General features: G+C 45.8%; 23 protein-coding genes and 1 riboswitch. Of the genes, 8 read left to right on the top strand and 15 right to left on the bottom strand.

All coding sequences use genetic code 11. The annotated features are described in order from the left end of the window. Nucleotides 1-32 precede the first annotated feature (32 nt). From argF to JOJ89_RS04865, 9 genes are all read right to left on the bottom strand, one after another. Nucleotides 33-983, bottom strand: a complete 951-nt coding sequence (argF, locus tag JOJ89_RS04905; protein WP_203289740.1) for an ornithine carbamoyltransferase — start codon at nucleotides 981-983, stop codon at nucleotides 33-35. Continuing rightward, nucleotides 983-4,060, bottom strand: a complete 3,078-nt coding sequence (locus JOJ89_RS04900; protein ID WP_203289739.1) for a carbamoyl-phosphate synthase (glutamine-hydrolyzing) large subunit — start codon at nucleotides 4,058-4,060, stop codon at nucleotides 983-985. Before JOJ89_RS04900 ends, argF begins: the two co-directional genes overlap by 1 nt. Continuing rightward, on the bottom strand, nucleotides 4,053-5,093 hold the full coding sequence (locus JOJ89_RS04895) for a carbamoyl phosphate synthase small subunit (RefSeq protein ID WP_203289738.1): 1,041 nt from the start codon (nucleotides 5,091-5,093) through the stop codon (nucleotides 4,053-4,055). The genes JOJ89_RS04900 and JOJ89_RS04895 overlap by 8 nt, the downstream gene beginning before the upstream one ends. A 387-nt stretch (nucleotides 5,094-5,480) precedes the next feature. Continuing rightward, nucleotides 5,481-6,638 carry an acetylornithine transaminase gene (locus JOJ89_RS04890; RefSeq protein WP_203289737.1) on the bottom strand — a complete coding sequence of 386 codons (1,158 nt, stop codon included), beginning with the start codon at nucleotides 6,636-6,638 and terminating at the stop codon, nucleotides 5,481-5,483. Next, a complete protein-coding gene (gene argB / locus JOJ89_RS04885; protein WP_203289736.1) occupies nucleotides 6,635-7,414 on the bottom strand; it encodes an acetylglutamate kinase in 780 nt (259 codons plus the stop codon). The genes JOJ89_RS04890 and argB overlap by 4 nt, the downstream gene beginning before the upstream one ends. Nucleotides 7,415-7,424: 10 nt before the next feature. Further along, nucleotides 7,425-8,651: a bifunctional ornithine acetyltransferase/N-acetylglutamate synthase gene (argJ, locus tag JOJ89_RS04880; protein ID WP_203289735.1), complete on the bottom strand. Its 1,227-nt coding sequence runs from the start codon at nucleotides 8,649-8,651 to the stop codon at nucleotides 7,425-7,427. Nucleotides 8,652-8,663: 12 nt separating this feature from the next. Then, nucleotides 8,664-9,698, bottom strand: a complete 1,035-nt coding sequence (gene argC / locus JOJ89_RS04875; protein WP_203289734.1) for an N-acetyl-gamma-glutamyl-phosphate reductase — start codon at nucleotides 9,696-9,698, stop codon at nucleotides 8,664-8,666. Between the two features lie 140 nt (nucleotides 9,699-9,838). Then, a complete protein-coding gene (locus JOJ89_RS04870) occupies nucleotides 9,839-10,147 on the bottom strand; it encodes a metal-sulfur cluster assembly factor (protein WP_029565125.1) in 309 nt (102 codons plus the stop codon). 44 nt (nucleotides 10,148-10,191) lie between these two features. After that, nucleotides 10,192-10,977, bottom strand: a complete 786-nt coding sequence (locus tag JOJ89_RS04865; RefSeq protein ID WP_203289733.1) for an alpha/beta fold hydrolase — start codon at nucleotides 10,975-10,977, stop codon at nucleotides 10,192-10,194. Nucleotides 10,978-11,118: 141 nt separating this feature from the next. On the opposite strand from JOJ89_RS04865, the gene JOJ89_RS04860 reads away from it, so the two are divergent. From JOJ89_RS04860 to JOJ89_RS04850, 3 genes are all read left to right on the top strand, one after another. Further along, nucleotides 11,119-11,931, top strand: coding sequence for a Cof-type HAD-IIB family hydrolase (locus JOJ89_RS04860; RefSeq protein WP_203289732.1), 813 nt, complete (start codon nucleotides 11,119-11,121; stop codon nucleotides 11,929-11,931). 107 nt (nucleotides 11,932-12,038) lie between these two features. Further along, on the top strand, nucleotides 12,039-12,188 hold the full coding sequence (locus JOJ89_RS04855) for a hypothetical protein (protein ID WP_168713755.1): 150 nt from the start codon (nucleotides 12,039-12,041) through the stop codon (nucleotides 12,186-12,188). Nucleotides 12,189-12,191: 3 nt separating this feature from the next. Beyond that, nucleotides 12,192-12,551, top strand: coding sequence for a DUF3813 domain-containing protein (locus JOJ89_RS04850; protein WP_029282690.1), 360 nt, complete (start codon nucleotides 12,192-12,194; stop codon nucleotides 12,549-12,551). A gap of 85 nt (nucleotides 12,552-12,636) precedes the next feature. On the opposite strand, the gene JOJ89_RS04845 is transcribed toward JOJ89_RS04850, so the two are convergent. Both JOJ89_RS04845 and JOJ89_RS04840 read right to left on the bottom strand, forming a co-directional pair. After that, nucleotides 12,637-13,116, bottom strand: a complete 480-nt coding sequence (locus JOJ89_RS04845; protein ID WP_203289731.1) for a BsuPI-related putative proteinase inhibitor — start codon at nucleotides 13,114-13,116, stop codon at nucleotides 12,637-12,639. A 12-nt stretch (nucleotides 13,117-13,128) separates the two neighbouring features. Next, nucleotides 13,129-13,971, bottom strand: a complete 843-nt coding sequence (locus JOJ89_RS04840) for a YitT family protein (protein WP_029282694.1) — start codon at nucleotides 13,969-13,971, stop codon at nucleotides 13,129-13,131. Between the two features lie 204 nt (nucleotides 13,972-14,175). Here JOJ89_RS04840 and JOJ89_RS04835 point away from each other — a divergent pair, with 204 nt between their 5' ends. Next, nucleotides 14,176-15,036, top strand: a complete 861-nt coding sequence (locus JOJ89_RS04835) for a DegV family protein (RefSeq protein ID WP_203289730.1) — start codon at nucleotides 14,176-14,178, stop codon at nucleotides 15,034-15,036. 55 nt (nucleotides 15,037-15,091) lie between these two features. After that, nucleotides 15,092-15,223 carry a DUF3941 domain-containing protein gene (locus tag JOJ89_RS04830; protein WP_203290259.1) on the top strand — a complete coding sequence of 44 codons (132 nt, stop codon included), beginning with the start codon at nucleotides 15,092-15,094 and terminating at the stop codon, nucleotides 15,221-15,223. 44 nt (nucleotides 15,224-15,267) lie between these two features. Here the strand turns inward: JOJ89_RS04830 and JOJ89_RS04825 are convergent, their stop codons facing one another. From JOJ89_RS04825 to JOJ89_RS04810, 4 genes are all read right to left on the bottom strand, one after another. After that, nucleotides 15,268-16,920 (bottom strand): methyl-accepting chemotaxis protein, encoded by a 1,653-nt coding sequence (locus JOJ89_RS04825; protein WP_203289729.1) that lies wholly within the window; start codon nucleotides 16,918-16,920, stop codon nucleotides 15,268-15,270. Nucleotides 16,921-16,930: 10 nt separating this feature from the next. Beyond that, nucleotides 16,931-17,890 (bottom strand): BMP family lipoprotein, encoded by a 960-nt coding sequence (locus JOJ89_RS04820; protein WP_203289728.1) that lies wholly within the window; start codon nucleotides 17,888-17,890, stop codon nucleotides 16,931-16,933. Between the two features lie 754 nt (nucleotides 17,891-18,644). After that, complete coding sequence (locus JOJ89_RS04815) at nucleotides 18,645-19,550, bottom strand: nuclease-related domain-containing protein (RefSeq protein WP_203289727.1); 906 nt, start codon at nucleotides 19,548-19,550, stop codon at nucleotides 18,645-18,647. A 143-nt stretch (nucleotides 19,551-19,693) separates the two neighbouring features. Next, entirely contained in the window at nucleotides 19,694-20,551 is an 858-nt protein-coding gene (locus JOJ89_RS04810) for a CvfB family protein (RefSeq protein WP_203289726.1), read from the bottom strand. A 99-nt stretch (nucleotides 20,552-20,650) separates the two neighbouring features. Between JOJ89_RS04810 and JOJ89_RS04805 the strand changes: the two genes are divergently transcribed. From JOJ89_RS04805 to metH, 3 genes are all read left to right on the top strand, one after another. Further along, on the top strand, nucleotides 20,651-21,142 hold the full coding sequence (locus JOJ89_RS04805; RefSeq protein ID WP_029282708.1) for a YajQ family cyclic di-GMP-binding protein: 492 nt from the start codon (nucleotides 20,651-20,653) through the stop codon (nucleotides 21,140-21,142). Nucleotides 21,143-21,302: 160 nt separating this feature from the next. Further along, nucleotides 21,303-21,403: riboswitch (SAM riboswitch) on the top strand. Nucleotides 21,404-21,488: 85 nt separating this feature from the next. Next, complete coding sequence (locus JOJ89_RS04800; protein WP_203289725.1) at nucleotides 21,489-23,342, top strand: bifunctional homocysteine S-methyltransferase/methylenetetrahydrofolate reductase; 1,854 nt, start codon at nucleotides 21,489-21,491, stop codon at nucleotides 23,340-23,342. After that, a complete protein-coding gene (metH, locus tag JOJ89_RS04795; protein WP_203289724.1) occupies nucleotides 23,335-26,748 on the top strand; it encodes a methionine synthase in 3,414 nt (1,137 codons plus the stop codon). The genes JOJ89_RS04800 and metH overlap by 8 nt, the downstream gene beginning before the upstream one ends. Nucleotides 26,749-26,768: the final 20 nt, after the last annotated feature.

Below are 26,768 nucleotides of genomic sequence, written 5' to 3'. Positions count from 1 at the left end.
ACCGGGCGGACTGAGCTCACATTTAAACCTTTTTATCCAGCAAGAATCTCCTTCAGCAATGCTTTTTGCACATGCAGCCGGTTTTCGGCCTGCTGGAAGACCGCTGACTGGCTGCCGTCAATGACTTCGGCTGTAACTTCTTCGCCGCGGTGGGCCGGCAGGCAGTGAAGGAAGCTGCTGTCCGCCTTGGCGCCTGCCATGAGTTTGCTGTTGATTTGATATCCATCAAAGGCAGCTAGCCGGATTTCATTTTCTTCTTCCTGCCCCATGCTCGTCCAGACATCCGAATAGACGATATCAGCACCCTGCACCGCTTCTGCAGGATTCGTGACAGCCGTAACAGCTGCTCCGGTTTGTTTACAGACCTGCTGGATTTTTTTCATGACTTCAGGATCTGGCCCATACCCTTCCGGATGCGCGATGACTGCATCCATTCCGACTTTTGCACATGCGATAAGCAGGGAATGCGCAACATTGTTGCCATCACCTATGTAGGCGACCTTCGTTCCTTTAAATGTCTTTTTCAGCTGAAGGATGGTCATTAAGTCAGCCAGCGCCTGGCAAGGATGATACGTATCGGTCAGTCCGTTGATGACCGGAATTGATGCGTGGCGGGCAAGCTCCTCGACTTTTTCATGCTGGAATGTCCGGATCATGATAGCGTCCACGTAACCCGATAAAACCTTAGCCGTATCCGCAATGCTCTCACCGCGTCCAAGCTGAAGATCCTGGCTGCTTAAAAACAGAGCATTTCCTCCAAGCTGCTGCATGCCGGCTTCAAATGAGACACGGGTGCGGGTTGATGATTTTTCGAAAATCATTGCAAGGATTTTGCCTGAGAGCACCGACTGAATCGGATTTTTTTTCATCTCTATGCCCTCGTGTATGATGTGAAGAATTTCTTCGGTTGTATAATCAAGCAGGGTCAGACAATCTCTTCCAAAGAAAGAGGACTCCACCCGGGCAAGTTTCACTGAACTCATCACGCCTTCACTCCTGTTCGTGTTAATTCTTTTATTGAATACACTTTGTAATCTTGTGCAGCCTGCAGATAAGCGGCAAATGTTTCCCGATTTGAGAACACTTTAATTCCTTTATCCAATGCTTTCAGCCTTAAATCTGCTGATTGTTCCTTCATAAGACTCACAAGCAAACCATTGCGGGCATTTTCGGCCCATTCATCAAAATCTTCTGTGACAGCCGTTATTCCTGCGTCTTTCATCTGGCTGAGAAGCTGCTGATCAGGCGTATCCAAAAACACATTTGTTTCCTTCCCGCCTTCTTCATCAAATACTTTGCCGAGTGCTTCTTCAATTGTCGGTGCCAGACACATGCCTTCTCCCGTTGACCTCATTTCAGGTCCAAGCAGCAAATCAACATTCTGAAGAGCGTGACTTGAGAAAACAGGATATTTTACAGCTACATACTCTTTTTCTTCTATGGAATGATGAGAGAGCATTTTTCCGTCAAGCGCTTCTGCGGCAAGGCGAATCATAGGCACATCCATCACTTTGCTGACAACAGGTGCAGTCCGGCTTGCACGAGGATTGACTTCAAGTACGAAAATCTCATCATCTTTTATTAAAAATTGAATATTCATCATGCCTTTATATTGGAGTTTCTGCACGATTTTCAGGGCAGCTTCATGCATGTCTGCTTTAAGTTCAGCATTGATTGACCGGGAAGGAATAATCGCCATGCTGTCACCTGAATGGACTCCTGCAGGCTCAATGTGCTCCATCACCGCCGGAACGAAAATGCCTGTTCCATCAGCCACTAAATCAAGCTCTGCTTCTTTTCCGATGACAAAACGGTCGATCAGCACAGGAAACGCGTGCTTCCCTGCTGTTTCCAGCTGCTTTTGAAGCTGCTCTTTTGTTTCAAGAACGAGCATTCCTTTTCCTCCAATCACATAGGACGGTCTGATCAGAACCGGATAGCCGATTTTCTCAGCTTCCGCGAGCGCCTCTTCCTCGTGATGGGCCGTCGCTCCAGGCAGATGGGGGATTTCAAGTTCGTCAAGCAGGTGATAAAACCGTTCACGTTCTTCAAGAATATCAAGGGTTTCTGAGTCTGTCCCAAGGAGAACCGCTCCTTCGGCCTCAAGGGCGGCAGCCAGATTGATTGCCGTTTGTCCGCCAAACTGAACAATCGTCACATCAATGCCCTCAGCCTCAATCACATTCATAACGTGCTCTACTGTCAGGGGTTCAAAATAAAGACGGTCTGCGGTTTCAAAATCCGTGCTGACGGTTTCCGGGTTGTTGTTGATCATAATGGCTTCATATCCAAGCTTTTGCAGGGCTTTAATTCCCTGAACAGCACTGTAATCGAACTCAACTCCCTGCCCGATCCGGATGGGGCCTGAACCCAGTACAAGTGCCTTCTTCTTTTGAGGAGAAGCTTCTTTTTCAAGCTCGCACTCTCCAAAGTACGCAGAGTAATAATAGTTCGTTCTCGCTTCGAATTCCCCGGCGCATGTATCTACCAGCTTATATTTAGCGGTAATGCCAAGTGATTTTCTCACCTTTGACACTTTCGGTTCTTTTTCATTCAGCACGTGGGCAATATATGCATCTGAGCAGCCCTTTTCCTTGATGCGGGTGAAAAACTCGCGTGTCATTGTATCAAGGGAAGAAGTCTTCAGCTGCTGTTCAAGCTCGATAAGAGAGGCAAAGATGTTCAGAAAATAATAATCAATGCCGGTTTCTTCATGAATAACATGGATGGTTTCGCCTCTTCTCAATAGCTCCATGATGGCAAAGAAGCGCTGATCGGTAGCGTATTTCAGCAAGCTCAGAAGCTCCACATCAGATAGACCGGCCGTATCTTCATGCCAGATTCCAATGTTTCCGAGCTCAAGAGAAGCTGCTGCTTTTTGAATCGCTGCCTCCAGGTTCCGTTCGATTGACATCACTTCGCCCGTTGCCTTCATTTTTGTGCCCAGAACACGGTCCGCATCTTTAAACTTATCAAACGGCCATCTCGGAAATTTAACCACTGCATAGTCAAGTGCAGGTTCAAAGCTTGCAAACGTTGACTGTGTCAGCGGATTCTTCAGTTCATCCAGCGTATAGCCGCAAGCAAGCTTCGCAGCAAGTTTGGCAATCGGATAGCCGGTTGCTTTTGATGCAAGAGCTGAGGAACGGCTGACACGCGGATTTACTTCGATGACATAGTATTGTTTGCTTACAGGATCAAGCGCAAATTGAATGTTGCATCCGCCGATTACTTCAAGCGCTGAAATAATCGTGAGAGATGCAGACCGGAGCATTTGGTACTCATGATCGGTCAATGTCTGGGAAGGGGCAACAACCATTGAATCACCGGTATGAATACCCACCGGATCAATATTTTCCATGTTGCACACCGTTATGCACGTATTGGCGCGGTCTCTCATCACCTCATATTCAATTTCCTTAAACCCTGCAATGCTCTTTTCAACGAGGCACTGATGAATGGGACTCGCATTCAGCCCGCTTTTCATCAGCTGCATCAGCTTTTTCTCATCCTCCGCAATGCCGCCTCCCTTGCCTCCAAGCGTATAGGCTGGCCGGACGATAATTGGGTAGCCGATACTTTCTGCGAAAGCGACTGCTCCCTCTGCGTCTGTCACGATTTCACTCGCAGGAACGGGCTGATTTAATTCATACATGAGCTTTCTGAATTTCTCCCGGTCTTCCCCTTTTTGAATCGAATCGACGCTCGTTCCAAGCACTTCCACCCCATATTTTTGAAGAATGCCTGCCTCATGCAGCTTGACGGCAAGATTCAATCCTGTTTGTCCTCCGAGCGACGCAAGCAGACCGTCCGGGCGTTCTTTTTCAATAATTTTTGTGAGACTTTTCACCGTCAGAGGTTCAAAGTAAATTTCATCAGCGTACTCATGATCCGTCATGATCGTAGCAGGATTGTTATTCACAAGGATGACTTTGTAGCCTTCTTCTTTTAACGCGATGCACCCCTGCGTTCCTGAATAGTCAAATTCTGCTGCCTGACCGATAATGATAGGTCCTGAACCAATTACCAAGATGCTTTTAAGATCATGTCGTTTAGGCATATACCGTTTCTCTCCTTGTCTTTTTCACCATTTCCAAAAACTCGTCAAACAAGTATTCACTCTCTGCCGGTCCCGGATGTGCTTCCGGATGAAACTGAACGGACAGAATCGGAAGCGACTTATGAAGCATGCCTTCCACTGATTGATCATTCACATTCAGAAAACGGACCTTAAACGCATCTTGATGCGACGTCACGACATAGCTGTGATTTTGGGAGGTCATGAACACTTTCCCCTTAACCTGATCAGCAACCGGATGGTTCGCTCCCCGGTGGCCAAACCGCAGCTTCTTCGTATCTCCCCCGTATGCAAGAGCAATCAGCTGATGGCCAAGGCAAATACCGAGTGAAGGGTATTCTTCCGTCGCTTTCTTGATCGCCGGCAAATACATGGCAAGACTCTTCGGATCTCCTGGTCCATTTGAAAAAACAATGGCATCCGGCTTTACTGAGCTGAGCTCATGTAACTTTGTATAAGGAATAGTGGTCACTTTGCAGCCCCTCTTTAAAAAGGAAGCCCCAATGGATTTTTTAAAACCGAAATCAATGAGGGCAACATGGACATCCCCATCGCCTGCCGTTGTAAGAGTTTCATTGATGCTCGGCAGCTGTTTTTCCGGAAACATAGAAAGATCTTTTTTTACGGCCGAAAGCTCTGCTTTCATTGTCCCGTACTTTCTGATTTGTTTCACGACAGACCTTGTGTCCACATGGCTGATAAACGGAACATTCCATTTGCTCAAGTACTCCTTCACGCTGTAAGCTGCCTCGTAGTGGGAAAAATGCTCGCAGCATTCATAAAAGACAGCGCCTTTAATCTGAGGTCTTTCACTTTCAAAGTCTGAAGCATTAATCCCGTAATTTCCGATAAGCGGATACGTAAAGACGATAATCTGATTTTGGTAGGACGGGTCTGTCAGCACCTCCTGATAGCCGGTCATGCCGGTATAAAAAACGATCTCGCCCCCGACGTCCGCGCCGGTTAAATTTCCTTTATAGCTTGTGCCGTTCTCAAGAAGCAGGTAGCCGCTCATGTTCCGTTCACCTCGAAATGAATTTTTATATAAATTAAAGTATATTTATGCATTGGTGTGTAAAAAAATTTAGTGTGGTGATGGGTGGTGCCATTAAGCAGGATTTTCTGATTGTTGATGGTTCTATTCTTGATGTTGAGTGCCTTCAAAACAGGGTTTCTGCTCGTTGGTGGTACTATACTCGATGTTCAGTGCCATCAAAACTAATTTTCTGATCGTTGATGGTTCTATTCTCGATGTTCAGTGCCATCAAGACTGATTTTCTGCTCGTTGGTGGTCCCATTCTCGATGTTCAGTGCCATCAAATCTGATTTTCTGTTCTTTGATGGCACTCTTCCCCTGTTTGGTGCCTTGCACCGCCTCCTGGCACCATCCCAGTCCAATGTTCTAGCTCAAGCTTCCAGCCGTTTTCCTCAACGTTTTTCCGATAATGTCTGCAGCTGCAGTCATTTCTTCATCTGTTACGGTAAGCGGCGGCAGCAGCCTGATCACTGTCGCTCCGGCCGGGAGTGCAAGCAGCCCGCTCAAGCGGAGTTCTGCAATGAGGGGAGCTGCCTCCTGTTTCAGCTGAATGCCGATCATGAAGCCTTTTCCTCTGATTCCTTCCACTTCTTCTGCACCTGATAGGACATTTTTCAGAAGATTTGTCATTTTTTCAGCTTTTCTGTTCACGTCTTCGAGGAAGACAGGGTCAAAGATTTTTTCAAGTGTTGCTTTGGCTGCTGCCATTGCAAGCGGATTGCCTCCGAATGTGGTTCCGTGTGAGCCTGGCTGAAAGGAGGAAACCAGCTCTTTTTTCCCGATCATGGCCCCTGCCGGAAATCCATTGGCAAGCCCCTTGGCTGATGTAATGATATCGGGGTCTGCACCGTAATGCTGATAGGCGAACGGTTTTCCTGTCCGTCCTATGCCTGTCTGCACTTCATCAATAATCAGCAGGGCTCCAAGTCTTGTGCAGGCTTTTTTTACTGCATCCATGAATGTCTGCTCTGCCGGAACGACCCCGCCCTCTCCCTGAATCACTTCAAGCATAATGGCTGCATAGTCCTCTCCGGCAATCTGTTCCAATGCTTTAGAATCGTTATACGGAAGGTATTCAAACGACGGCAGCAGCGGGCCGAAACCGTCATGAATCTTTGACTGGCCGGTCGCAGACATCGTCGCGAACGTTCTTCCGTGGAAGGACTGTCTGAATGTCAGGATTTTCGACTTTCCGGTATGCTTTCTTGCAAGCTTGATCGCCGCTTCATTCGCTTCTGCCCCGCTGTTGCAGAAGAAGACCGCATCTCCTGAACTGTTTTCAGTAAGCAGCCGGGCTGTTTCCTCCTGGATTGAGCTTTGAAAAAGATTGGAAACGTGCCATACCTTATCAAGCTGCTGTTTTACAGCTTTTTTTACATCCTCATCGCAATGGCCTAAATTGCACACGGCAATGCCGGATATAAAGTCCAAGTATTCTTTTCCATTCTGATCAACTGCGACCGCGCCTTTTGCATCTTTTATTTCAACATCATAACGGGCGTATGTAGGGAATAAATGAGTCATTTTAATGCAGCCTCCTTGCCGGCAGTTATTTTTGTTCCAAAGATGGATGCTTCAGATGCAAACTTCCTCTTTCCGCTGACGATCATCACTTCTTTCAGCGTTTGGGAAAGTGATTTTATGGCAGCCTGAACCTTGGGAATCATTCCGCCGCTGATAATGCCTGTGCCGATCATTTCTGCTATTTCATCGGGAGTTGTATGCTGGATGACGACTTGTTCCTTCATAATGCCCTCTACATCTGTGACAAACAGAAGCTGGTTTGCCCCAAGTGCACTTGCTACAGCCGCAGCTGCCGTGTCCGCATTCACATTCAGCGTGCCGTGATCTTTTGTTTTAGCTAGCGGTGCGATGACCGGGATATATCCGCCTTTCAGCAGTGTTTCAATAAGATGGTCATCGACGGCTGTAATCTGGCCTACGTGCCCAAGCTCCTGTTCATTCAGATGCTCTCCTGTCAGAGTCCCTCCATCGCAGCCGGCAATGCCCGCTGCTTTAAATCCGTGCTGCTGCAGGGCTCTTACCAGCTGTTTGTTGATTTGTCCTGCAAGCACCATTTCCGCTACATCAAGAACCTGCTTTGTCGTCTTCCGCTGGCCGCCGATAAACTCCGTCTGCACATTCATTGACTTTAAGGCCGCATTGATGGCAGGCCCGCCTCCATGAACAATGACAACCCGGTGTCCATTACTGATCAGCTCGTGCAGGCTTTCAAAAAAATCGCCTGACAGCTCATCCACTGTACTTCCTCCGCATTTCAGCACCACTGTTCTTTCCATAATCCGCTCCTTACGTTCTGTAGCTTGCGTTGATTTTGACATAATCGTATGTCAGGTCGCAGCCCCATGCTTTTCCTTCACCGTTTCCAACCCGGAGATCGATATGAATGGCAACCGTTTCTTTTTCCAGCGCTTTTTTCGCCAGTTCCTCTGAAAATGCCTGCGGCTGGCCATTATGAAAAAGACACTGGTCTTCTAAAAAGATGCCGATCCCATCTGGATTTACTTTTGCATCACTGTGCCCGATTGCCCCGATGATTCTGCCCCAGTTGGCATCAGAGCCATAAACAGCTGTTTTCACGAGGCTTGATCCGACGACTTTCTTGGCCGTTATTCTAGCTTCCTCATCTGAAGCAGCACCCTCAACTGTCACTTCAATCAGCTTTGTTGCACCTTCGCCGTCTTTTGCGATGCTTTTTGCTAGATCTTCGCATACCTTTTTCAGTCCAAGCTTAAAGTCATCCCAATCTTCATGTTCCGGAGTGAGCATAGCATTGCCTGCAAGGCCGTTTGCCATGACAAGCACCATATCATTTGTCGATGTTTCCCCGTCCACCGTAATCTGGTTGAACGAAACATCCGTCAGCTCGCCCAAAACCCCTTGGAGCACATCGCTTTCAATTGCTGCATCTGTCGTTATAAAGGCAAGCATCGTGGCCATATTCGGATGGATCATCCCCGAACCCTTCGCACACCCTCCGATGGTTACTTTGTTTCCGCCGACGATAATCTCATAGGCCGTTTTCTTTGTCACAGTGTCTGTTGTCAAAATCGCTTCTTCAAAAGCAGATGCTCCAAGCTTTGCAGGAGAAACGGCCCCTACTCCGCTGCGGATGCAGTCCATTTTCAGGAATTCTCCAATGACACCTGTTGATGCTACCGCCACATATTCTTCTTTCAATGAGAATGCTTCCGCGCACAGCGATCTCATTTCATACGCATCTTTCAGCCCCTGCTCCCCTGTGCAGGCATTTGCAATCGCGCTGTTTACAATCAGAGCCTGCAGCTTTTGTTCTGCCTTTGTGCTTTCCTGCGTCACTTTTAATGGAGCGGCCTGAAAATGACTCTGTGTGTAAACTGCTGCACAGCTTGCCGGAACCTCGCTGATCAGGACACCCAAATCTCTCTTTGCATATCTCAAGCCGGTATGTACTCCGTCCGCCTTAAACCCCTTCGGTGATGTGACTGAACCTTCTTCTATTTTCTGAATCCCAGCGGACTCTTTTACTTTTAGCATCGATAAGCCTCCTTATGGATACAGCGGCGCCATTTCAAGACCTGCTGTTTCATCAAACCCGTTCATCAGGTTGAAATTCTGCACTGCCTGCCCTGCTGCACCTTTCATTAAATTGTCAATCACAGACACAACGGTAATCCTGCCTGTTCTATCATCAAAGGCAATTCCGATATCACAGTAGTTTGAACCGTATACTTCCTTAGTTGAAGGAAATTCCCCGACCGGCCTCACTCTTACAAAATAGCAATCTTTGTAAAACTCCTTATAGAGATCATGCCACTCATTTAAGCTTCCGCTTTTCGCACCTGCGTAAATGGTCGTCATAATTCCCCTAGTCATCGGAACAAGGTGAGTCTGAAACGTAAGAGGCTTTACTGCGCTGTTCATTTCTAACAGAACCTGTTCAATCTCCGGAATATGCTGGTGTTCATTTACTTTATAAATCTTGAAATTCTCATTTGTCTCGGCATAATGGACGCCGGCGCCAGGCTTGCGTCCAGCACCGGAAACCCCGGTTTTCGCATCAATAATAATAGAAGATTCATCAATTAATTCCCCGCTGACCGCAGGCGCAAGTCCAAGGATTGCTGCCGTTGGAAAGCAGCCGGGATTTGAGATGACGGACGCTCCTCTGATTGCTTCTTTATTCAGTTCAGAAAGACCGTAAACCGCCTTCCGGGTGATGGCCGGATCTGCCGCCTTTCGCTTATACCAGCTTTCATAAGTCTTTGAATCTCTTAATCTTAAATCACCCGACAAATCAATGACCTTTACCTTTTCCATGCAGATCTCAGGCAGCAGCTCTGCCGCTGCACCGGGAGGGGATGCCATAAACAGGACATCCACTTCGGAATCGATTCCTGCCGTGTTAATGGCAGTTAAGCTTTCCCCGCTTATGCCAGTCAGATGGGGATAAGAATCTCTGTATGCCTTCTCAGCTTCCGATGATGTATATAAAATACATTCTTTTACGTGCGGATGCTTTGAGAGAAGCCTGTATAGTTCATTCCCTCCGTAGCCTGTAGCACCTATTATACCTACCTTCAATTGAAATCACCCTTTAATTTATATCGTACATATGTGAGATTTAGTACCCATTATAATACTGCATAAAAATAAAATCAATTGTATTTTTATATATTTTTAATCAAAAAAATCCCGATCCTTAAAGGACCGGGATTTACATCTTATTGAACACCGAGAGCAATTTTAGCAATTCGGCTCATTCTGTCTTTCGTCCATGGCGGATTCCAGACAATGTTCACTTCTGTTTCTTTAATTTCAGGGATATCGCGAAGCGCCGTTTTGACTTGATCGATAATCGTGCCTGCAAGAGGGCATCCCATTGAAGTTAATGTCATTGTGACAAGCGCTGTGCCGTTTTCATCAAGGTCAACATCATACACAAGACCAAGATTGACAATGTCGACTCCAAGCTCAGGGTCAACCACAAGCTCAAGCGCGCCATATATATTCTCTTTCAATGCTTCATCCATTTTTATCACTCCTCTTATCTAGTATACCTGACAAAGTGACCGGCCTAAACTGATTTGCTTCCGCAAAGAAAATCAGCAAACCAGTCAACCGTTGCTATCAGTCCCTCGCGCGATACTTTATGATCGGCGTTCGTATCGGCAATAAATTTCAGATATTCCGGTTTTGTCTCATAAGCAGATTGAATTTCCTTGAAAAATGTGTAAGTCGGGTCAAACGGCACCACATTATCCTTTTTGCCATGCCAGAAAAGCAGCGGCCGTGATGCAAGCTTTTCTGTATGCAGGCTGAGGTCATATTCCTGGAGGCTGAGAAAATGCTTCTCCAGCTCTTCATCTGTAAGAGGAACCTTCATGCCCATTTTTTGTACATATTGTATTTGCTGACGGGAAAACTGCTCATAATAAGGGCTGCCCATCAGGCTTGCTGCAGCTTTGATCCATTCATACTGAGTCAGAGCTCCAAGAGTGACGATGCCTCCCATCGATGTTCCGGCTACGCCTATGTTTTCGGGATCAATCAGGCCGTTTTTTTCAAAATGACTCTTTATGACATCGAGTTCCTTGATCTCATTTATTACAATGCTCCAAAATTGCATATTTAACTCCGTACCCTGAACTTTCCCGCTTCGTTCACCGTGGTGAAGAGCATCAGGGAGAGCAACGCGAATTCCTCTTTCCGCAAGAAGGTAGGCATAGTGAAGGTTGTGTTCCTTTGCGCTCGTAAAGCCGTGGACAAACAGGACAAACGGCGTCTTTTTATTTTTATCCGCATCCCTTGCGATGTGCAGGACGGGAATTCCATCTATGTTCATTTTTTCAACAGCGATCATGAGGCATACCTCCTTTTTAAGACTTCTTTTCTTTTCCTGAACATAAGTGTAACATGTAGACAATAATCTTGGAAAAAAGATACACTGTAAGGGGACTTTGTTTTTCAGCCGTCCCTCCAATCATAAAATAAAGGAGCTTCTATGACGACACTACCTCATTTAATTGCACTCGATTTAGATGGTACTTTATTAAAGGATGATAAAACGATTTCTGGCTACTCAAAAGAAATCTTAAAAAAAGCGAGAGAAGCGGGACACATCGTCTGCATCTCAACAGGCCGCCCATACAGAGCAAGCTCCATGTATTATGAAGAGCTCGAGCTTGATACACCAATTGTCAATTTCAACGGGGCTTTTGTCCATCACCCGAAAGACGATCAATGGGGAGCTTTCCACACTACTCTCGATGTGGAAACCGTCAAACAGATTGTTGAAGTATGTGAAAAGCACAACGTGAAAAACATCCTGGCCGAAATAATCGATCATGTTTATTTTCACTATCATGACGAAAAATTACTCGATGTATTTACAATGAATACATCCGACATTACAGTGGGAGATCTCCGCAAAAATCTCGGTGATGATGTGACAAGTATTCTGATTCATGCATCAGAAGAGGAAGTGGAAAACATCCGCACCTATCTGTCGGATGTGCATGCAGAGCTTGTTGACCACAGACGCTGGGCAGCTCCTTGGCACGTCATCGAATTAATCAAGCGCGGCATGAACAAAGCCGTCGGCCTGAAAATCATTGCCGATTCCTACTCGATTCCCGCAGAAAGAATTATTGCCTTCGGAGACGAAGACAACGACCTTGAAATGCTGGAATACGCAGGACAGGGAGTGGCAATGGGTAATGCCATCCCGAAACTGAAAGAAGTCGCAAACCGCGAAACGAAAACAAACGAAGAAGACGGCATTGCCGTATACTTAAAAGACGCCCTATCTCTGTAAGGCGTCTTTTTTTAGTGAAGTTTTCCATCCATAAAACGCCTCCGCATGAGACAAAATAATGAGGACGCAGCAGCAGCGTCAACCATTCATCTTAGGGGGAATTTCGCATGAGCAGTAATAAATCTAAACGCTTTGTTCAGCAAGGTAAAGATTCCGTTTCGAAACATGATGAACGTTTCCCTTATCATACAACAATGGCTGAGTCAGAAGAGCGCAAAGCTCAAATGGCAGAAAAATCCTCTTTAGGAGGCTTTTAAATTATGGGTAACCAACTATTTCAGGCAGCACGCAAAGCAGTCGAAAAAGCCGGAGAAGTTCTAACCGGCAAAATGGGTCATGACCATGGTCATGAACACCGTTCTGAAGAAAATCAGTACAGCTCGCAGCAAGGAGCTCAGCAAAATGGGCCCCATAGCTACGGTGCAAATCACAATGAACATCAAAACTACAGCTCTCAGCATGGCGGACAGCAAGGCGGGGCTCAGCAGCATGGCGGCGAAAGCGTAGACGCAGATTCTAAAGCAAAAGCCGAAAATGCACTTATGTCCGCATTTGCCAACGCTTCACCCGCAGAGCAAAAACAGCTCAGCGAACTTCAGGATGAACTGAAGAACATGTAGGTATGATGGCGGTCCCCGGAATCTGTATTCCGGGGATTTTAAGTGCTGAAAGAACAAAAAAAGCTGCGGATAAACCGCAGCCGTTTTATTCTGAAACTGTAAAGGTTTTAACTTCCTGAAGAGGCTTGGCTCCTTCAGCTTTTCCGGCAAACTGAGCGGTTACTGTATAGTCTCCCGCCTGCATGCTTCCTGCTGATTTCATGTCCCATGTCTCCTGGTAGGTTTTGCTTTCACCCGGAGGAATGGTTAGATACTGAAGCGCCTGTGTAAACATTTTGCCTTTAGAATATTTGTAGACCTCTGCCCCGTTCGGATCGGAAATAATGATTTCGTACTTTTGTCCGGACGAGAATTCAAAGTTTTTTTCTTCATCTGAGTTGTTTTTAACCGTCATGGTGATTTGGACAACACCTGATTCTTCTTTCGTTTCAACTGAAAGCTCGACATCTTTTTCTTCCATATCACCCGACACCTCTTCCGCTTGTTCTTTTTCTTCCGGCTGTTCAGCACTTTGGCCGCAGCCTGCAAGAATCAAAAAGCCAAGAATGAACAAAAGTTTCTTCATTGCGCGTATCTCCTATTCTTTGCGGAAGAATCCAAAGATGCCTGTTGTCTGAAGAATGTTTGTGAATGCCTTTGGATCCACTTCCTTAATGATTTTTTCTAAATCATAAAGTTCGTAGCGCGTGATCACGATCATCAGCATGTCCTTTTGTTCGTTAGTAAAGGCCCCTTTTGCAGGAACCATCGTGATGCCTCTTACCATTTTAGCATGAATTGCCTTTTTCAGGTCATCAGCTTTTTTCGTGATAATCATGGCTGTCAGTTTTTCATGACGGGTATGGATAGCATCGATGACCCTCGTTGAAGCGTAGAGAGTGACAAGTGTATAGAGTGCTTTTTCCCACCCGTAAAGCAGACCGGCTGTAAAGATGATGATTCCGTTCAAAATGAAGAAATACGTTCCCACGGGCTTGTCTTTCATGCGTGAAAGAATCATGGCAACAATATCAAGTCCTCCGGTTGATGCCCCGTATTTAAGCGTAATTCCGACTCCGATTGCTACAATCACGCCTCCGAATACTGCATTCAGCAGGATGTCTTCAGACAGCGGATAAAGCGGGACAATAGACAGAAAGAAGGTTGTCGCTGCGACGCTCAGCACACTGTAGAGAGTAAATGATTTTCCCACCTTCTGCCAGCCTAAAATCGCTACAGGAATATTCAGCAGGAGCAGCAGTACCCCGGTCGATATGTTAAGCGGCGTATATTCAATCAAAACGCTTGATAAAAGCTGGGCAATCCCTGTAAATCCGCTGGCGTATACATCCGCAGGAATCATAAACAGGTTAAGGCCGACAGCGTTCAGCAACGCGCCGAAAATCACAATTATTCCTTTTTTGACTTCTTCATAAACCATTTGCAGAAAATCCTCCCGGGCTATAAGATATTAATAGTATTTCTGATTTACCCTTTTTTCTTGCAGACCAATACAAATATTGTCTTTCAGGGCTTTCGTTGTTCTTTACTTCTATTTGGCTAAGTGCTACTTTTACTATAAGATCAATCAAAATGAGACTATTCTCACGCAAATTGGAAAAATCACGTGAAATGAGGTGCAAAAATGACGGTTCACATCCTCGCAGACAGCGCAAGCGACCTGCCGCTTGAGTTTTACGAAAAGAACGGAGTCACGCTGCTTCCGCTGGGCGTACATATTGATGAGCATGATTACCGCGACCTTCTGACCATTACACCGAAGGAAGTATACGATGCAATGAGAGAAGGAAAAGTTGCGAAAACAACGCAAATTTCTCCTTTGGATGTCAAAGAGGTCTTTACCTCTCTTGCCCAAAAGAAAGTGCCTGCTCTGTATGTAGCCTTTTCTTCAGAGCTTTCAGGGACATACCAGACTGCGGTCATGATCGGCAATGAGGTACGAGAAGAATATCCTGATTTTGAGCTTGCCATTGTAGATTCTAAATGTGCATCACTCGGCCTTGGCCTTGCTGTTAAATACGCAGCTGAACTCGCCGGTAAAGGAAAAACTCTACACGAAATCACAGAGTCTGTAAAGGACTTCTGCGTGCATACAGAACACATTTTCACAGTCGATAATCTCGACTATCTCGCAAGGGGCGGCCGCATCAGCAAAACATCCGCATTTGTCGGTGGCCTGCTGAACATAAAACCTCTCCTGCACGTTGAGGACGGAAAACTGATTCCTCTTGAGAAAATCAGGGGAAGAAAGAAAGTATTCCGCCGTGTCATTGAAATCATGAAAGAACGCGGCACAGACTTAAGCAATCAGACAATCGGGATAAGCCATGGCGATGACCTTGATTCCGCTAATGAAATCAAGTCCATGATCCAGGCTGAATTCCAGCCTAAAGAAATCTACATCAACACGGTCGGCTGTTCCGTTGGAGCACACTCAGGCCCCGGCACAATCGCCATCTTTTTCTTAAACAAACAGATCTCATAATATTTTTTTCTCAGGAGGGCATCCTAAACGTATCATTTTTAAAGGAGTTTTGATGATGCCCCATACAAGCGATAACGACAAAAAAGCAAAAGACAACAATGCCAAGCAGCATGAAAAAAACATGATGCGCGAAAAAAGCCGCCAACAAGGCGAACGTCAATATTCTAAGAAAACAGATCACTTATAATCAGAAATGGAAACAGCAGCGGGGGAGGATCCGCTGCTGTTTTTTTAATTTAATTTAAATTGAGTTACTGTTTGCTTGAGATCAAAGGTCAGCTTTCTCAGCTCTGAAACCCCTTCAGCCATTTTTTCAAAAGCAGCAAGCTGCTCAGCAGTTGAAGCTGATATTTCCTCGCTTCCCGCTGCCGTTTCCTCCACTACAGCGCTGATGCTTTCAACATTTTGCAGAACATTCCCTCCTAATGTTTTCGAGTGATTCACACCTGCTTCAAGGCCAATCAGTTCCAGGGTAATATTCTTCATTTTTTCATCAATCGCATCAAAAGCCTGTGTCGTGATGTCCATGCCCGTCTTTTGCTTTTCTGCAAGGGAAACCCCTTTTGCTACAGATTCAGAAATGTTTGCTATACCGGATTGCATCAGACTTGCCATTTCAAAGATTTGGGAGGTGGCATTCGTCGATTCTTCTGCAAGCTTTCTGACTTCTGCTGCCACTACGGCAAAGCCCTTTCCAGCTTCCCCTGCGCGCGCAGCCTCTATTGCTGCATTTAACGCAAGAAGATTGGTCTGATCTGCAATGCTTGAGACCACCTTCGTCATATCTTCGATTTTCGTCATATAGCCTAAAAAGGTTGTTGTGGATTGGTTGATCAGATTCATAATGACGCCATTTTCTTTAAGTAAATCACTCTGGATGCTGATTGCCCCCTGCCCCTCCTGAATAGCGCCTGCCGCTTCTTCTCCAAATTTCACAGACTTTTGGGAGCGGTTGACGTTTTCGCTGAAGCCTGCGTCCATCCGCTCAATCAGAGAAACAGCATCTTGAAGATCAGAGGAAATCGACTGGGATCCGGCGGACAGTTCGTCCGTTGATAAAACGACCTGTCCGCTTATTTCGCTTAAAACACGTGTTTCACTGTCAAGGGTTTCAGCAAACCCATCGACCTGTTTGCTTACAGTGTCAATGGAAAGGATCAGCCCTTTCAGCTGATTCACCATACTTGAAAACGAATCATTTAATGCCCCGATTTCATCTTTCCCCTTATAGGTCAAAGCCTGCACGGCAAGGTTCCCCTGTGCAATAGCCGCCGCCTGTTCTGACATGCTTTTTAAAGGCTTCGTAATCGACGAAGTCATTCTGATCACAAGAACACTTGAAACAAGAATTAAAAGGGCCGTTCCAATGGCCGCCGACAAAATGACAAACTCAATCTGTCCCTTTACTTCTTCTTGAATAAAGGTGTATCTGTCATGAACATGGAGATTCACAAAATAAATATCATTTGAGATCCCGTCTACTCTAACAGCCTGTCGTTTCACTTCTGCCTGATTTTTCTCTTCAAGTGCAGGCAGCGTTTTCTGGTTGAGTTCATCGAATTTGGCTGATGCCTTTTTTAAAGCAGCCTTCCCATTTTCATCCTGCAAGGTCTGATTTAGGCTTCCTAAAAGCTTTTCCGTCCTGTTCAGCGACTGCAGCGCCTCCTCCTTGTGCGCATCGGATAGAGAGAAGGCGAAATTGTTTAAGCTTTGTTTAGATGCGTTTAACTCCCCCTGCAGTTTTTCAACGTTCAAAAGCACAGGAACTTCATTCTGGTTTGTTTTTTGAATCATCAGCATGTTAAAGACGATAAAGCCAATCATAAAGGTAGCAAGTATGATAATGCCGACAGAATTGAACAATAATTTTTTCTTTAATGACACGGTGATCCTCCTAGTTGCTCTCTGCTAATTTTTGCTTCCATTGATCAAGCGTTTTCTGCTGCTGTTCCGTCAGGCTCAGTACACGGATTGGAGCCAGCTGAACCCCATTATCCTTCACACCAAGTTCAATATGCCCCTCAGGAAGTTTCTGTTCCTCGACATAGTCTTTCAGAAGCTGAAAAATGCCGATATCCACATTTTTCATCATCGACGTCACAACAGCCTTTTCTGCATAAAAATACTGATCGCTGTCCACACCAATCGCATATACCCCGCTGTCCTGGGCTGCCTTTAATACACCTGCGCCCGTAAAACCTGCTGCTGCATAAAGCACATCCGCCTTTCTTTTAATCATGCTGTTTGCCATTACCCCTCCCTTGATGTCATTGCCGAAGTCATTTGCATACTCCGTGTAGATAACAATCTCAGGCTTGATCGTTCTTGCCCCTTCTGCAAATCCGTCAGCGAACTTGTTTATAAGCGGAACATCAGCGCCGCCAATAAATCCGATTGTATTTGTTTTAGAAGCCATCGCTGCAACAACTCCGGCAAGAAAGCTCCCTTCATCTTCTTTAAACGTTACCGAGGTAATATTCTCAGACTCAGAAACCGCATCAATCAGCAAAAACTGCTGATCCGGATACTTCTTTGCCGCTTTTTCCAAATCTTCCTGAACCATAAACCCAAGTCCAACGACAAGATCATTCCCCTCTTCAACAAGCTCAGTGATCCCTTTTTCATAACTGCCCGTTTTTTCGAGCTCACGGTAATCAAACAAAATCCCAAGTTCATCACGGGACTTGACCAGACCCGCAAACGCCGAATCACTGAAGGACTGATCCCCAAGCCCCACATCCGAGAGCATAATCCCCACTTTTATTTTTTGATCCGCGCTGCTGACTGCCTCACTCTTTCCGCACCCGGCGGCAAGCAGCATGCAGGACGCTATCATGATCAGTATTTTTTTCATTGATGTCTCTCTCCTTAAAAAGTTCTACTAGGAGGTTATCGACGGGTTTTGGGGAAAGTTTATTTTTTTGGGGGGAGTGGAGATTTTTATGGGTAGTATTGAGTGGTGGTATTTTTTAGTGGCACTTACCTCTGAGTTTGGAACTATCAAACGGTGGATTTTACTTTTTGATGGCACTTATCTACGAGATTGGAACCATCAAACGGAGGATTTTCTGTTTTGATGGCACTTATCTACGTGATCGGAACCATCAAGCGGTGGATTTTCTGTTTTGACGGTACTTATCTACGTGATCGGAACCATCAAACGGAGGATTTTCTGTTTTGATGGTACTTATCTACGTGATCGGAACCATCAAACGGAGGATTTTCTGTTTTGATGGCACTTATCTACGAGATTGGAACCATCAAATGGAGGATTTTCTGTTTTGATGGCACTTATCTCCGTGATTGGAACCATCAAACTAAGGATTTTCTGTTTTGATGGTACTTATCTCTGTGATCGGAACCATCAAGCGGTGGATTTTCTTTTTTGATGGCACTTATCTCTGTAATCGGAACCATCAAACGGAGGATTTTCTTTTTTGATGGCACTTATCTCCGTGATCGGAACCATCAAACTAAGGATTTCCTGTTTTGATATCACTTATCTACGAGATCGGAACCATCAAGCAGCGGATTTTCTGTTTTGGTAGCACTTATCTCCGTGATCGGAACCATCAAACGGAAAAATCCTTTTTTCAATGTCACTAATCTTATTTATCTACAAAGTGAGATGACCTCCCGCGCCCTATGTGTTTAAAATGCGCGAACAGAATCTTTCGTATTGTCTTTTTCGATAAAACAAACTTACACCATTCATGTATCTGATCTGTAGTGATCCTCTTTTCCGGGAAGAGAAGCCTGAATTCTCCTATTGCCCGTAATACTGCAGGTAGAAGCGGTTCGGTTGTTTTACAATTAGAGCATATAAAATTCCTTTTATTAAAGAGGGTATACAGCAATAGACATTGGGGACATATAATACCTTTTTCCAACCCCTCAAACCCATACCCCGGCAGCTGCAAAAACGGATATTCTTCCACGTGCGATTCCAACAGTTTTTTGGCTAGCATGTCATGAAAGCCTGTTAATCTGCCCCGCTTTTGATTGAGTTTTTCCGCAAAGCGGTTCAGCTGGGGATAATAAATGATGGGTTGGTCCATTGGAGCATTGTACAGGTGAAAGTTGGGGTTTACAAAGACGACGAATGGTTCGAGGGGGAACTTAATGGTCTTATCCTGGAGAAGCCGCGTGAGCAAGGCTTCGCTTCTTTTGAGCTGAAGCAAAGGGTTTTTCATTTCTTTTTTGGCCGGGGTGGACCATCTTTCTCCTTCTGCGAAGTAATCACCTTCCGAGTTCTTTACATTGAACACGTACGTTTTATCATGCTTGATAAACAGGGAATCAATTTGTACGAAAGATCCGCCGATTTCAAAGAGCAGATCGCTTAACACTATGCCATCCCCTCCATTCTCCTTAAGCCACTGTTCAAAATACTTTTCTCCCTGGAACCCTTTTTCAAGCTGCCGCAAGCAGATGAGAGCTTCTTCATCCAAAACGGATCTGGCGTTCAAACTCCGGTAAATAAGCAATTCCCTGTTTTCCTTTAAGTCCTTCAACTAATAAACATCCCCTTTCATTTTTCAAGTATCATCATAAGACAATTTCATTTTTTCAAATCCATCATAAAACAATTCCCCTCCTCCCGGCAAAAGCCCAAAATCAAATTTTGCCCATAAAAAAACAGCAAACGCATATGCGCTTACTGTTGTTCTTTTTTAAAATAGGTCCAGCCGTCTTCCTGATAAACCTTGCCTGCTTTCATGAGTGAGCCGAGCGCACGCTTGAATGCACCTTTGCTCATGTTGAAGCGTTCTTTGATGTCATCCGGGTCGCTCTTGTCAAAGAAGGGCATGGCTCCTCCTCTTTCTTCCATGTAATCGCAGATCACTTGTGCATCTTCATCCAATGCCTCATGTTTGAACGGAAGGAGAGAAACGTTAAGGGTGCCATCTTCTTTCACATCAACAACTCGTCCTATTACAAGTTCGCCAAGACGCGGCTCTCTTTTGCGCTGGGAGGAGTGGATGAATCCTTTGTAGCCTTCTTCAGTTATGATGAAAGTTCCTGCAATGATGATTCGGTAGACTCTTCCTGTAACGGCCTGATTGTTCCGGACTCCTTCAGCCGGGACGATGTTTTCCTGCATGACATCTTCCGTTGCAAGCTTTGTGAAAAATCTTCCGTTTTTCGTCACTTTCAGGGAACAGTAGAGTTTGTCGCCTTCTTTTGGCCATACACTGACGTAAGCCGGGAGAATATCGTTGTCGACAAGTGCATCTTTTGAAAGGCCAATGTCGACGAATGCCCCCATGTCTTCCCTGACACTGACTACTTCCACCCATCCGAACCGGTCTTCTGATATCGTCGGCTTTTTCATCGTTGCCGCTAGGCGGTCTTCATGGTCAACAATCAGATACACTTCAACCTCGTCCAATTCTTCAATCGGTTCAGTGATTTCCGTTTTGTGAAGCAGCACTCGGTCTTCTCCATCTGTTAAATAATATCCGTAATCTACTTTTTCATCTATTTTAAGCGTCATAAACGTTCCGGGATTCATTTGTTCGTTCCTTCCTTTGCAGCTGAACTGCCGTTAGTTGTTATATCATGTACATTCTACTATAATCTAAGGATAATACAAACTTTTGGGAGGATTCTTATGGCCAAGGACAGTTCGTTTGATATTGTGTCGAAGGTGGATATGCCTGAGGTAACAAATGCCATCACGATGACGATGAAAGAGATCGGTACACGCTATGATTTTAAAGGAAGCAAAAGCAGCATTACGCTTGAAAAAGAGGAGCTTGTTTTAGTTTCTGATGATGAGTTTAAAATGGATCAGCTGAAGGATGTTTTCATTTCAAAACTGATCAAGCGCAACGTGGCGACGCGCAATATTGACTATGGAAAAATTGAAGGCGCATCAGGCGGGACCATCCGCCAGCGTGCAAAGCTTGTCCAGGGTATTGATAAGGACAATGCGAAAAAGATTAACGCGATCATAAAAAATGCAGGACTTAAAGTGAAAACACAGGTTCAGGATGATCAAGTCCGTGTTACCGGCAAAAGCAAAGACGACCTGCAGCAGGTGATTGCAGCTGTCCGCGGTGCGGATCTGCCGATCGATGTTCAGTTCATTAATTTCAGATAAACGCTTGGACCCAGCAGTTTTTCCTGCTGGGTCTTTTTTTATCCGGACTGGGATAAGAATTCCTCATCAATTCAGAAAACTTTTACTTTTCGCACTTGAATCTCCCGAAAAAAACATGTAAATTAGATATAATATCATTTAGCCAATTTCATATTTTTGATTCTTATCTAGAGAAGCTGAGGGACTGGCCCGTCGAAGCTTCAGCAACCTGGCGCAATCCAAGGTGCTAATTCCAGCGATGCATCCATCGGACGATAAGAAGAAGCCGCGCATACTCAAAAGTCTTCTTCTTGGAAGGCTTTTTTCTTTTTTCCATTATCAGCTGTATTTTAGGAGGTTTATAGCTTTGGCACTTTTAACTGACTTGCAGACAAAAATTCTGATCGGGGACGGAGCAATGGGCACCTTGCTTTATTCCCACGGTGTGGACCGGTGTTTTGAAGAACTGAACCTGTCAAAACCGGATGACATTCTGAATGTTCATAAGGCGTATCTTGATGCCGGCGCTGATGTCATTCAGACAAATACGTACGGGGCCAATTATATCAAGCTGTCCAGATACGGGCTTGAAGATGAGGTGCGCGCCATTAACCGCAAGGCTGTGCAAATTGCAAAGCAAGCTGCGGAAGGCACCTCAGCTTATGTTCTCGGCACAATCGGCGGGGTCCGTGCTTTTAAAAAGGGGGCTTATTCGCCAGAAGACCTGCGGCGAAATTTCAGGGAGCAGCTTTATCTTCTGCTGAACGAAGAACCGGACGGCCTCCTGCTTGAAACGTATTATGATCTTGAAGAAATGAAGACGGTTCTCGAGATTGCAAGAAAAGAAACTGACTTGCCGATCATAACGAACATTTCCCTCCATGAAATCGGCGTTCTCCAGGACGGCACTCCTCTTTCTGACGGTCTGTCCCAGCTTGAGGAACTCGGGGCGAATGTTGTCGGGCTGAACTGCAGGCTTGGGCCGTATCATATGCTCTCATCTCTGGAGGAAGTTCCTCTTCCAGAAAAGGCCTTCCTGTCCGTTTATCCAAACAGCAGCCTCCCGACCATTGAGGAAGGCAGACTTGTTTACGGATCCGGTGAAAAATACTTCGCTGAAAGCGCACTTGCTTTTAGAAACCAGGGTGCGAGATTAATAGGAGGCTGCTGCGGAACGACTCCTGATCATATCAGGGCAATGGCTTCTGCTCTTAAAGGACTGCCTCCGGTGACTGAAAAGAAGGTGAAAGCAAGGAAAGAAGAAATCTCTATTGCCTCAGCTGCAGAGAGAAAGTATCCTCCGCTGCAGGATATTGTCAAAGAAAAACGCTCCATCATTGTAGAGCTTGACCCGCCGAAGAAGCTCGGGATTGATAAATTTTTGAAAGGAGCAAAGGCCCTGCAGGAGGCTGGAATCGATGCCTTAACACTTGCGGATAATTCCCTTGCTTCACCAAGAATCAGCAATGCAGCCATGGGATCCATTGTCCAGCAGACTCACGGGATTCGCTCACTGATTCATATCACCTGCAGAGACCGCAACTTAATCGGACTGCAGTCACATTTAATGGGGCTCCACACTCTTGGCTTAACAGATGTTTTAGCCATAACAGGAGATCCGTCCAAAATCGGGGATTTCCCGGGGGCAACTTCTGTTTATGACCTTTCTTCCTTTGATTTGATCAGTCTGATTAAGCAATTTAATGACGGGCTTTCTTACTCAGGAAAACCGCTTGGCGAAAAGACGAACTTCTCTGTAGCCGCCGCCTTTAACCCAAATGTAAAGTATCTTGATAAAGCCGTTAAAAGGCTCGAGAAAAAAATCGCGTGCGGGGCTGATTATTTTATCTCCCAGCCGATCTATTCCGAAAAACAGCTGATTGATGTCTATGAAGAAACAAAACACTTAACTGTACCCGTCTATATCGGCATTATGCCGCTCACAAGCAGCCGGAATGCTGAATTTATTCATAATGAGATACCTGGCATCACCCTCTCTGACAGCATCCGTGAAAAAATGGCCAATGCCGGAGATGATAAGGAAAAATCCTATCAGGAGGGTCTGGCCATTGCCAAAAACCTGATTGATGCTGCGTTTGATCTGTTCAACGGCATTTACTTGATCACACCGTTTTTGAATTATGAACTGACAGTGGAACTAACGAATTATATCCATAAAAAAGAGTCTGAGGCCACCGAAAGGAAGATTACGCATGTCTGATATAAGAAAACAGCTTGAGAAAAAAATCCTCGTTCTTGACGGGGCGATGGGCACCATGATTCAGGACGCCAATCTTTCTGCAGATGACTTCGGCGGAGAACCTTATGAAGGGTGCAACGAATATTTGACTATAACTGCACCTGAGGTCATTCAATCGATCCATGAAGCTTATCTTGAGGCAAAAGCAGATATTATTGAGACAAATACGTTCGGGGCTACGAAAATCGTCCTGGATGAATACGATCTTGGACACCTTGCCTTTGAACTGAATAAAAAAGCGGCTGAAATTGCGAAAAGAGCAGCTGAAAAATACTCAACACCCGAATGGCCCCGCTTTGTAGCAGGTTCAATGGGACCGACAACAAAAACGCTCTCTGTTACGGGAGGAGCCACATTTGACGAACTGATTGAGAACTATGAAGAACAGACACTGGGACTGCTTGCAGGCGGAGCCGATCTGCTTCTCCTTGAAACGAGCCAGGACCTGCTGAATGTAAAAGCCGGCTTTTTAGGCATCAAGCGTGCGTTTGAGAAGACCGGAAAAGAAATTCCCCTTATGGTATCAGGCACGATTGAGCCAATGGGCACGACTCTTGCCGGCCAGGACATTGAAGCTTTCTTTATTTCTCTTGAACATATGCAGCCTCTTTCTGTCGGCCTGAACTGTGCGACAGGACCTGAGTTTATGACAGACCATATCAGGACGCTGTCTGGAATGGCTCATACAGCCGTCAGCTGTTACCCGAATGCCGGCCTTCCTGATGAGGAAGGAAAATACCATGAATCACCGCGTTCGCTTGCGCAGAAAGTGAAAGGTTTTGCAGAACAGGGCTGGCTCAATATTGTCGGCGGCTGCTGCGGAACCACACCTGCACATATCACGGCTATCGCAGATGCTGTCGGCGCACTGAATCCGCGCACCGTCCCGGAACGTGATCCGGCACATACCGTTTCCGGTATTGATCCGCTTATTTATGACGACTCCATGAGACCCCTGTTTGTCGGGGAACGGACCAATGTCATTGGATCAAGGAAGTTCAAGCGCCTGATTGCCGAGGGGAAATTTGAAGAAGCATCTGAAATTGCAAGAGCACAGGTTAAAAACGGAGCACATGTCATTGATATTTGTCTTGCAGACCCTGACCGCGACGAACTTGAAGATATGGAAGCATTCATAAAAGAAGTGACCAAAAAAGTAAAGGCGCCGCTTGTCATCGATTCAACCGATGAAGCTGTCATTGAAAAAGCACTATCTTATTCCCAGGGAAAAGTCATCATCAACTCGATTAACCTGGAAGACGGCGAAGAGCGCTTTGACGCTGTTGTTCCGCTGATTCATAAATACGGTGCCGCTGTTGTTGTGGGAACTATAGACGAAAAAGGCATGGCTCTTACAGCTGAAGAGAAGCTTGATATTGCGGTCCGTTCATTTGACCTGCTTACTGGAAAGCACGGCCTGAGTCCGTCAGATATTATTTTTGATCCCCTCGTTTTCCCTGTCGGCACAGGAGACGAGCAGTACATTGGTTCTGCTGAAGAAACGATTAAGGGCATCCGCCTGATCAAAGAGCGCCTTCCGCAATGTCTGACCATGCTTGGCGTCAGCAACGTATCCTTCGGCCTGCCGCCTGTAGGACGCGAAGTGCTGAATGCCGTCTATCTGTATCACTGTACACAGGCGGGTCTCGACTATGCGATTGTCAACACGGAAAAGCTTGAGCGTTTTGCTTCCATTCCGAAAAAAGAAGTTAAAATGGCGGAGACTCTTCTTTTTAACACAAATGACGAAACACTGGCCGCTTTTACAAATCATTACCGGGGAAAGAAAAAGACAGCCAAAAAACCTGTACAGTCCCTCCCGCTTGAGCAGCGTCTCGCCCAATATGTTGTAGAGGGCACAAAAGAAGGACTGATTTCAGACCTTGAAATCGCCCTTAAGGAATATGATGCACCTCTTGATATCATTAACGGTCCGCTCATGGCTGGAATGGCTGAAGTCGGAGAGCTGTTCAATACAAACCAGCTGATCGTCGCCGAAGTTCTTCAAAGTGCAGAAGTGATGAAAGCTTCCGTCTCCTTTTTAGAGCAGTATATGGAGAAAAAGGATGACAGCGGAAAAGGAAAAATCCTGCTTGCAACGGTTAAAGGCGATGTGCATGATATCGGGAAAAACCTTGTGGATATTATCCTGAGCAACAACGGCTACAAAGTAGTGGATCTCGGAATTAAAGTGACCCCGCAGGATTTAATTACAGCTGTCAGAAAAGAGAAACCGGATATTGTCGGACTTTCAGGCCTGCTTGTGAAGTCAGCCCAGCAAATGGTTCTGACCGCACAGGATCTGCGTGAAGCTGACATTTCTGTTCCGATCCTGGTCGGCGGCGCTGCCCTTTCCAGAAAGTTTGCAGACGGAAAGATTGCTCCGCAATACAGCGGACCGGTGGTGTATGCCAAGGATGCGATGGACGGCCTTTCACTTGCAAACCGAATCCGAGTCGACCCGGCCCAGTTTAAAAAGAAAGAAGTGCGGTCTGAACAGTTTTCTGAAAAGAAACCGACTGCCGCAGTGACAGAACTGCTTGAAAAAAGAGCAGAGCTTGCACCGTCCCCTGTTTTTGTACCTGAGGACTGCAGACGCCATATCATCAAAGATTTCAATCTTCAGCACCTAATCCCTTATGTCAACATGCAGATGCTGATTGGCCACCACCTCGGCCTCAAGGGTAAAGTAAAGGAAATGCTGAAAAACAATGATCCAAAGGCCGTAGCCCTTAAAGAAACCATTGATGAGCTCCTGAAGCAGGGAGAAGCGGAAAAATGGTTTGAACCTGCTGCGGTTTATCAGTTCTTTCCTGCTGTATCAGAGGGAAATTCGCTGCACATTCTGGATCCTGCAACAGAAGAAAAGCTGCAGACCTTTGACTTTCCAAGACAGTCAAAACTGCCGCACCGCTGCATTTCTGACTACGTTCGACCTGAAAGCGGCACAAGAGACTATGTATCCTTCTTTGCTGTTACGGCAGGAAAGAAAGTCAGAGAGATTGCAAACCGATTTAAGGAACAGGGCGACTATTTGAAAAGCCATGTTGTTCAGGCACTCGCCCTTGAGCTTGCTGAAGGTCTTGCCGAGCGGACGCACCAGCTGATCCGTGATCAGTGGGGCTTCCCTGATCCACCGGATTTCACAATGGATCAGCGCTTTTCAGCCAAGTATCAGGGCCAGCGTTTTTCATTCGGCTATCCGGCCTGCCCAAACCTTGATGACCAGGCCAAATTATTTGATCTGATACGTCCTGAAGACATTGGAGTGAATCTGACAGAAGGCTTCATGATGGAACCTGAAGCATCTGTTACAGCCATAGTCGTTGCCCATCCTGAAGCACGTTATTTCAACGTTTTGAACTGAGACTTCTGTCTCAGTTTTTT

It is taken from the genome of Metabacillus sp. cB07 (assembly GCF_016839225.1).
GTDB lineage: Bacteria > Bacillota > Bacilli > Bacillales > Bacillaceae > Bacillus_P > Bacillus_P indicus.
Note: the sequence above shows the minus strand (reverse complement) of the source record. Positions and strands in the feature narration are given on the sequence as shown.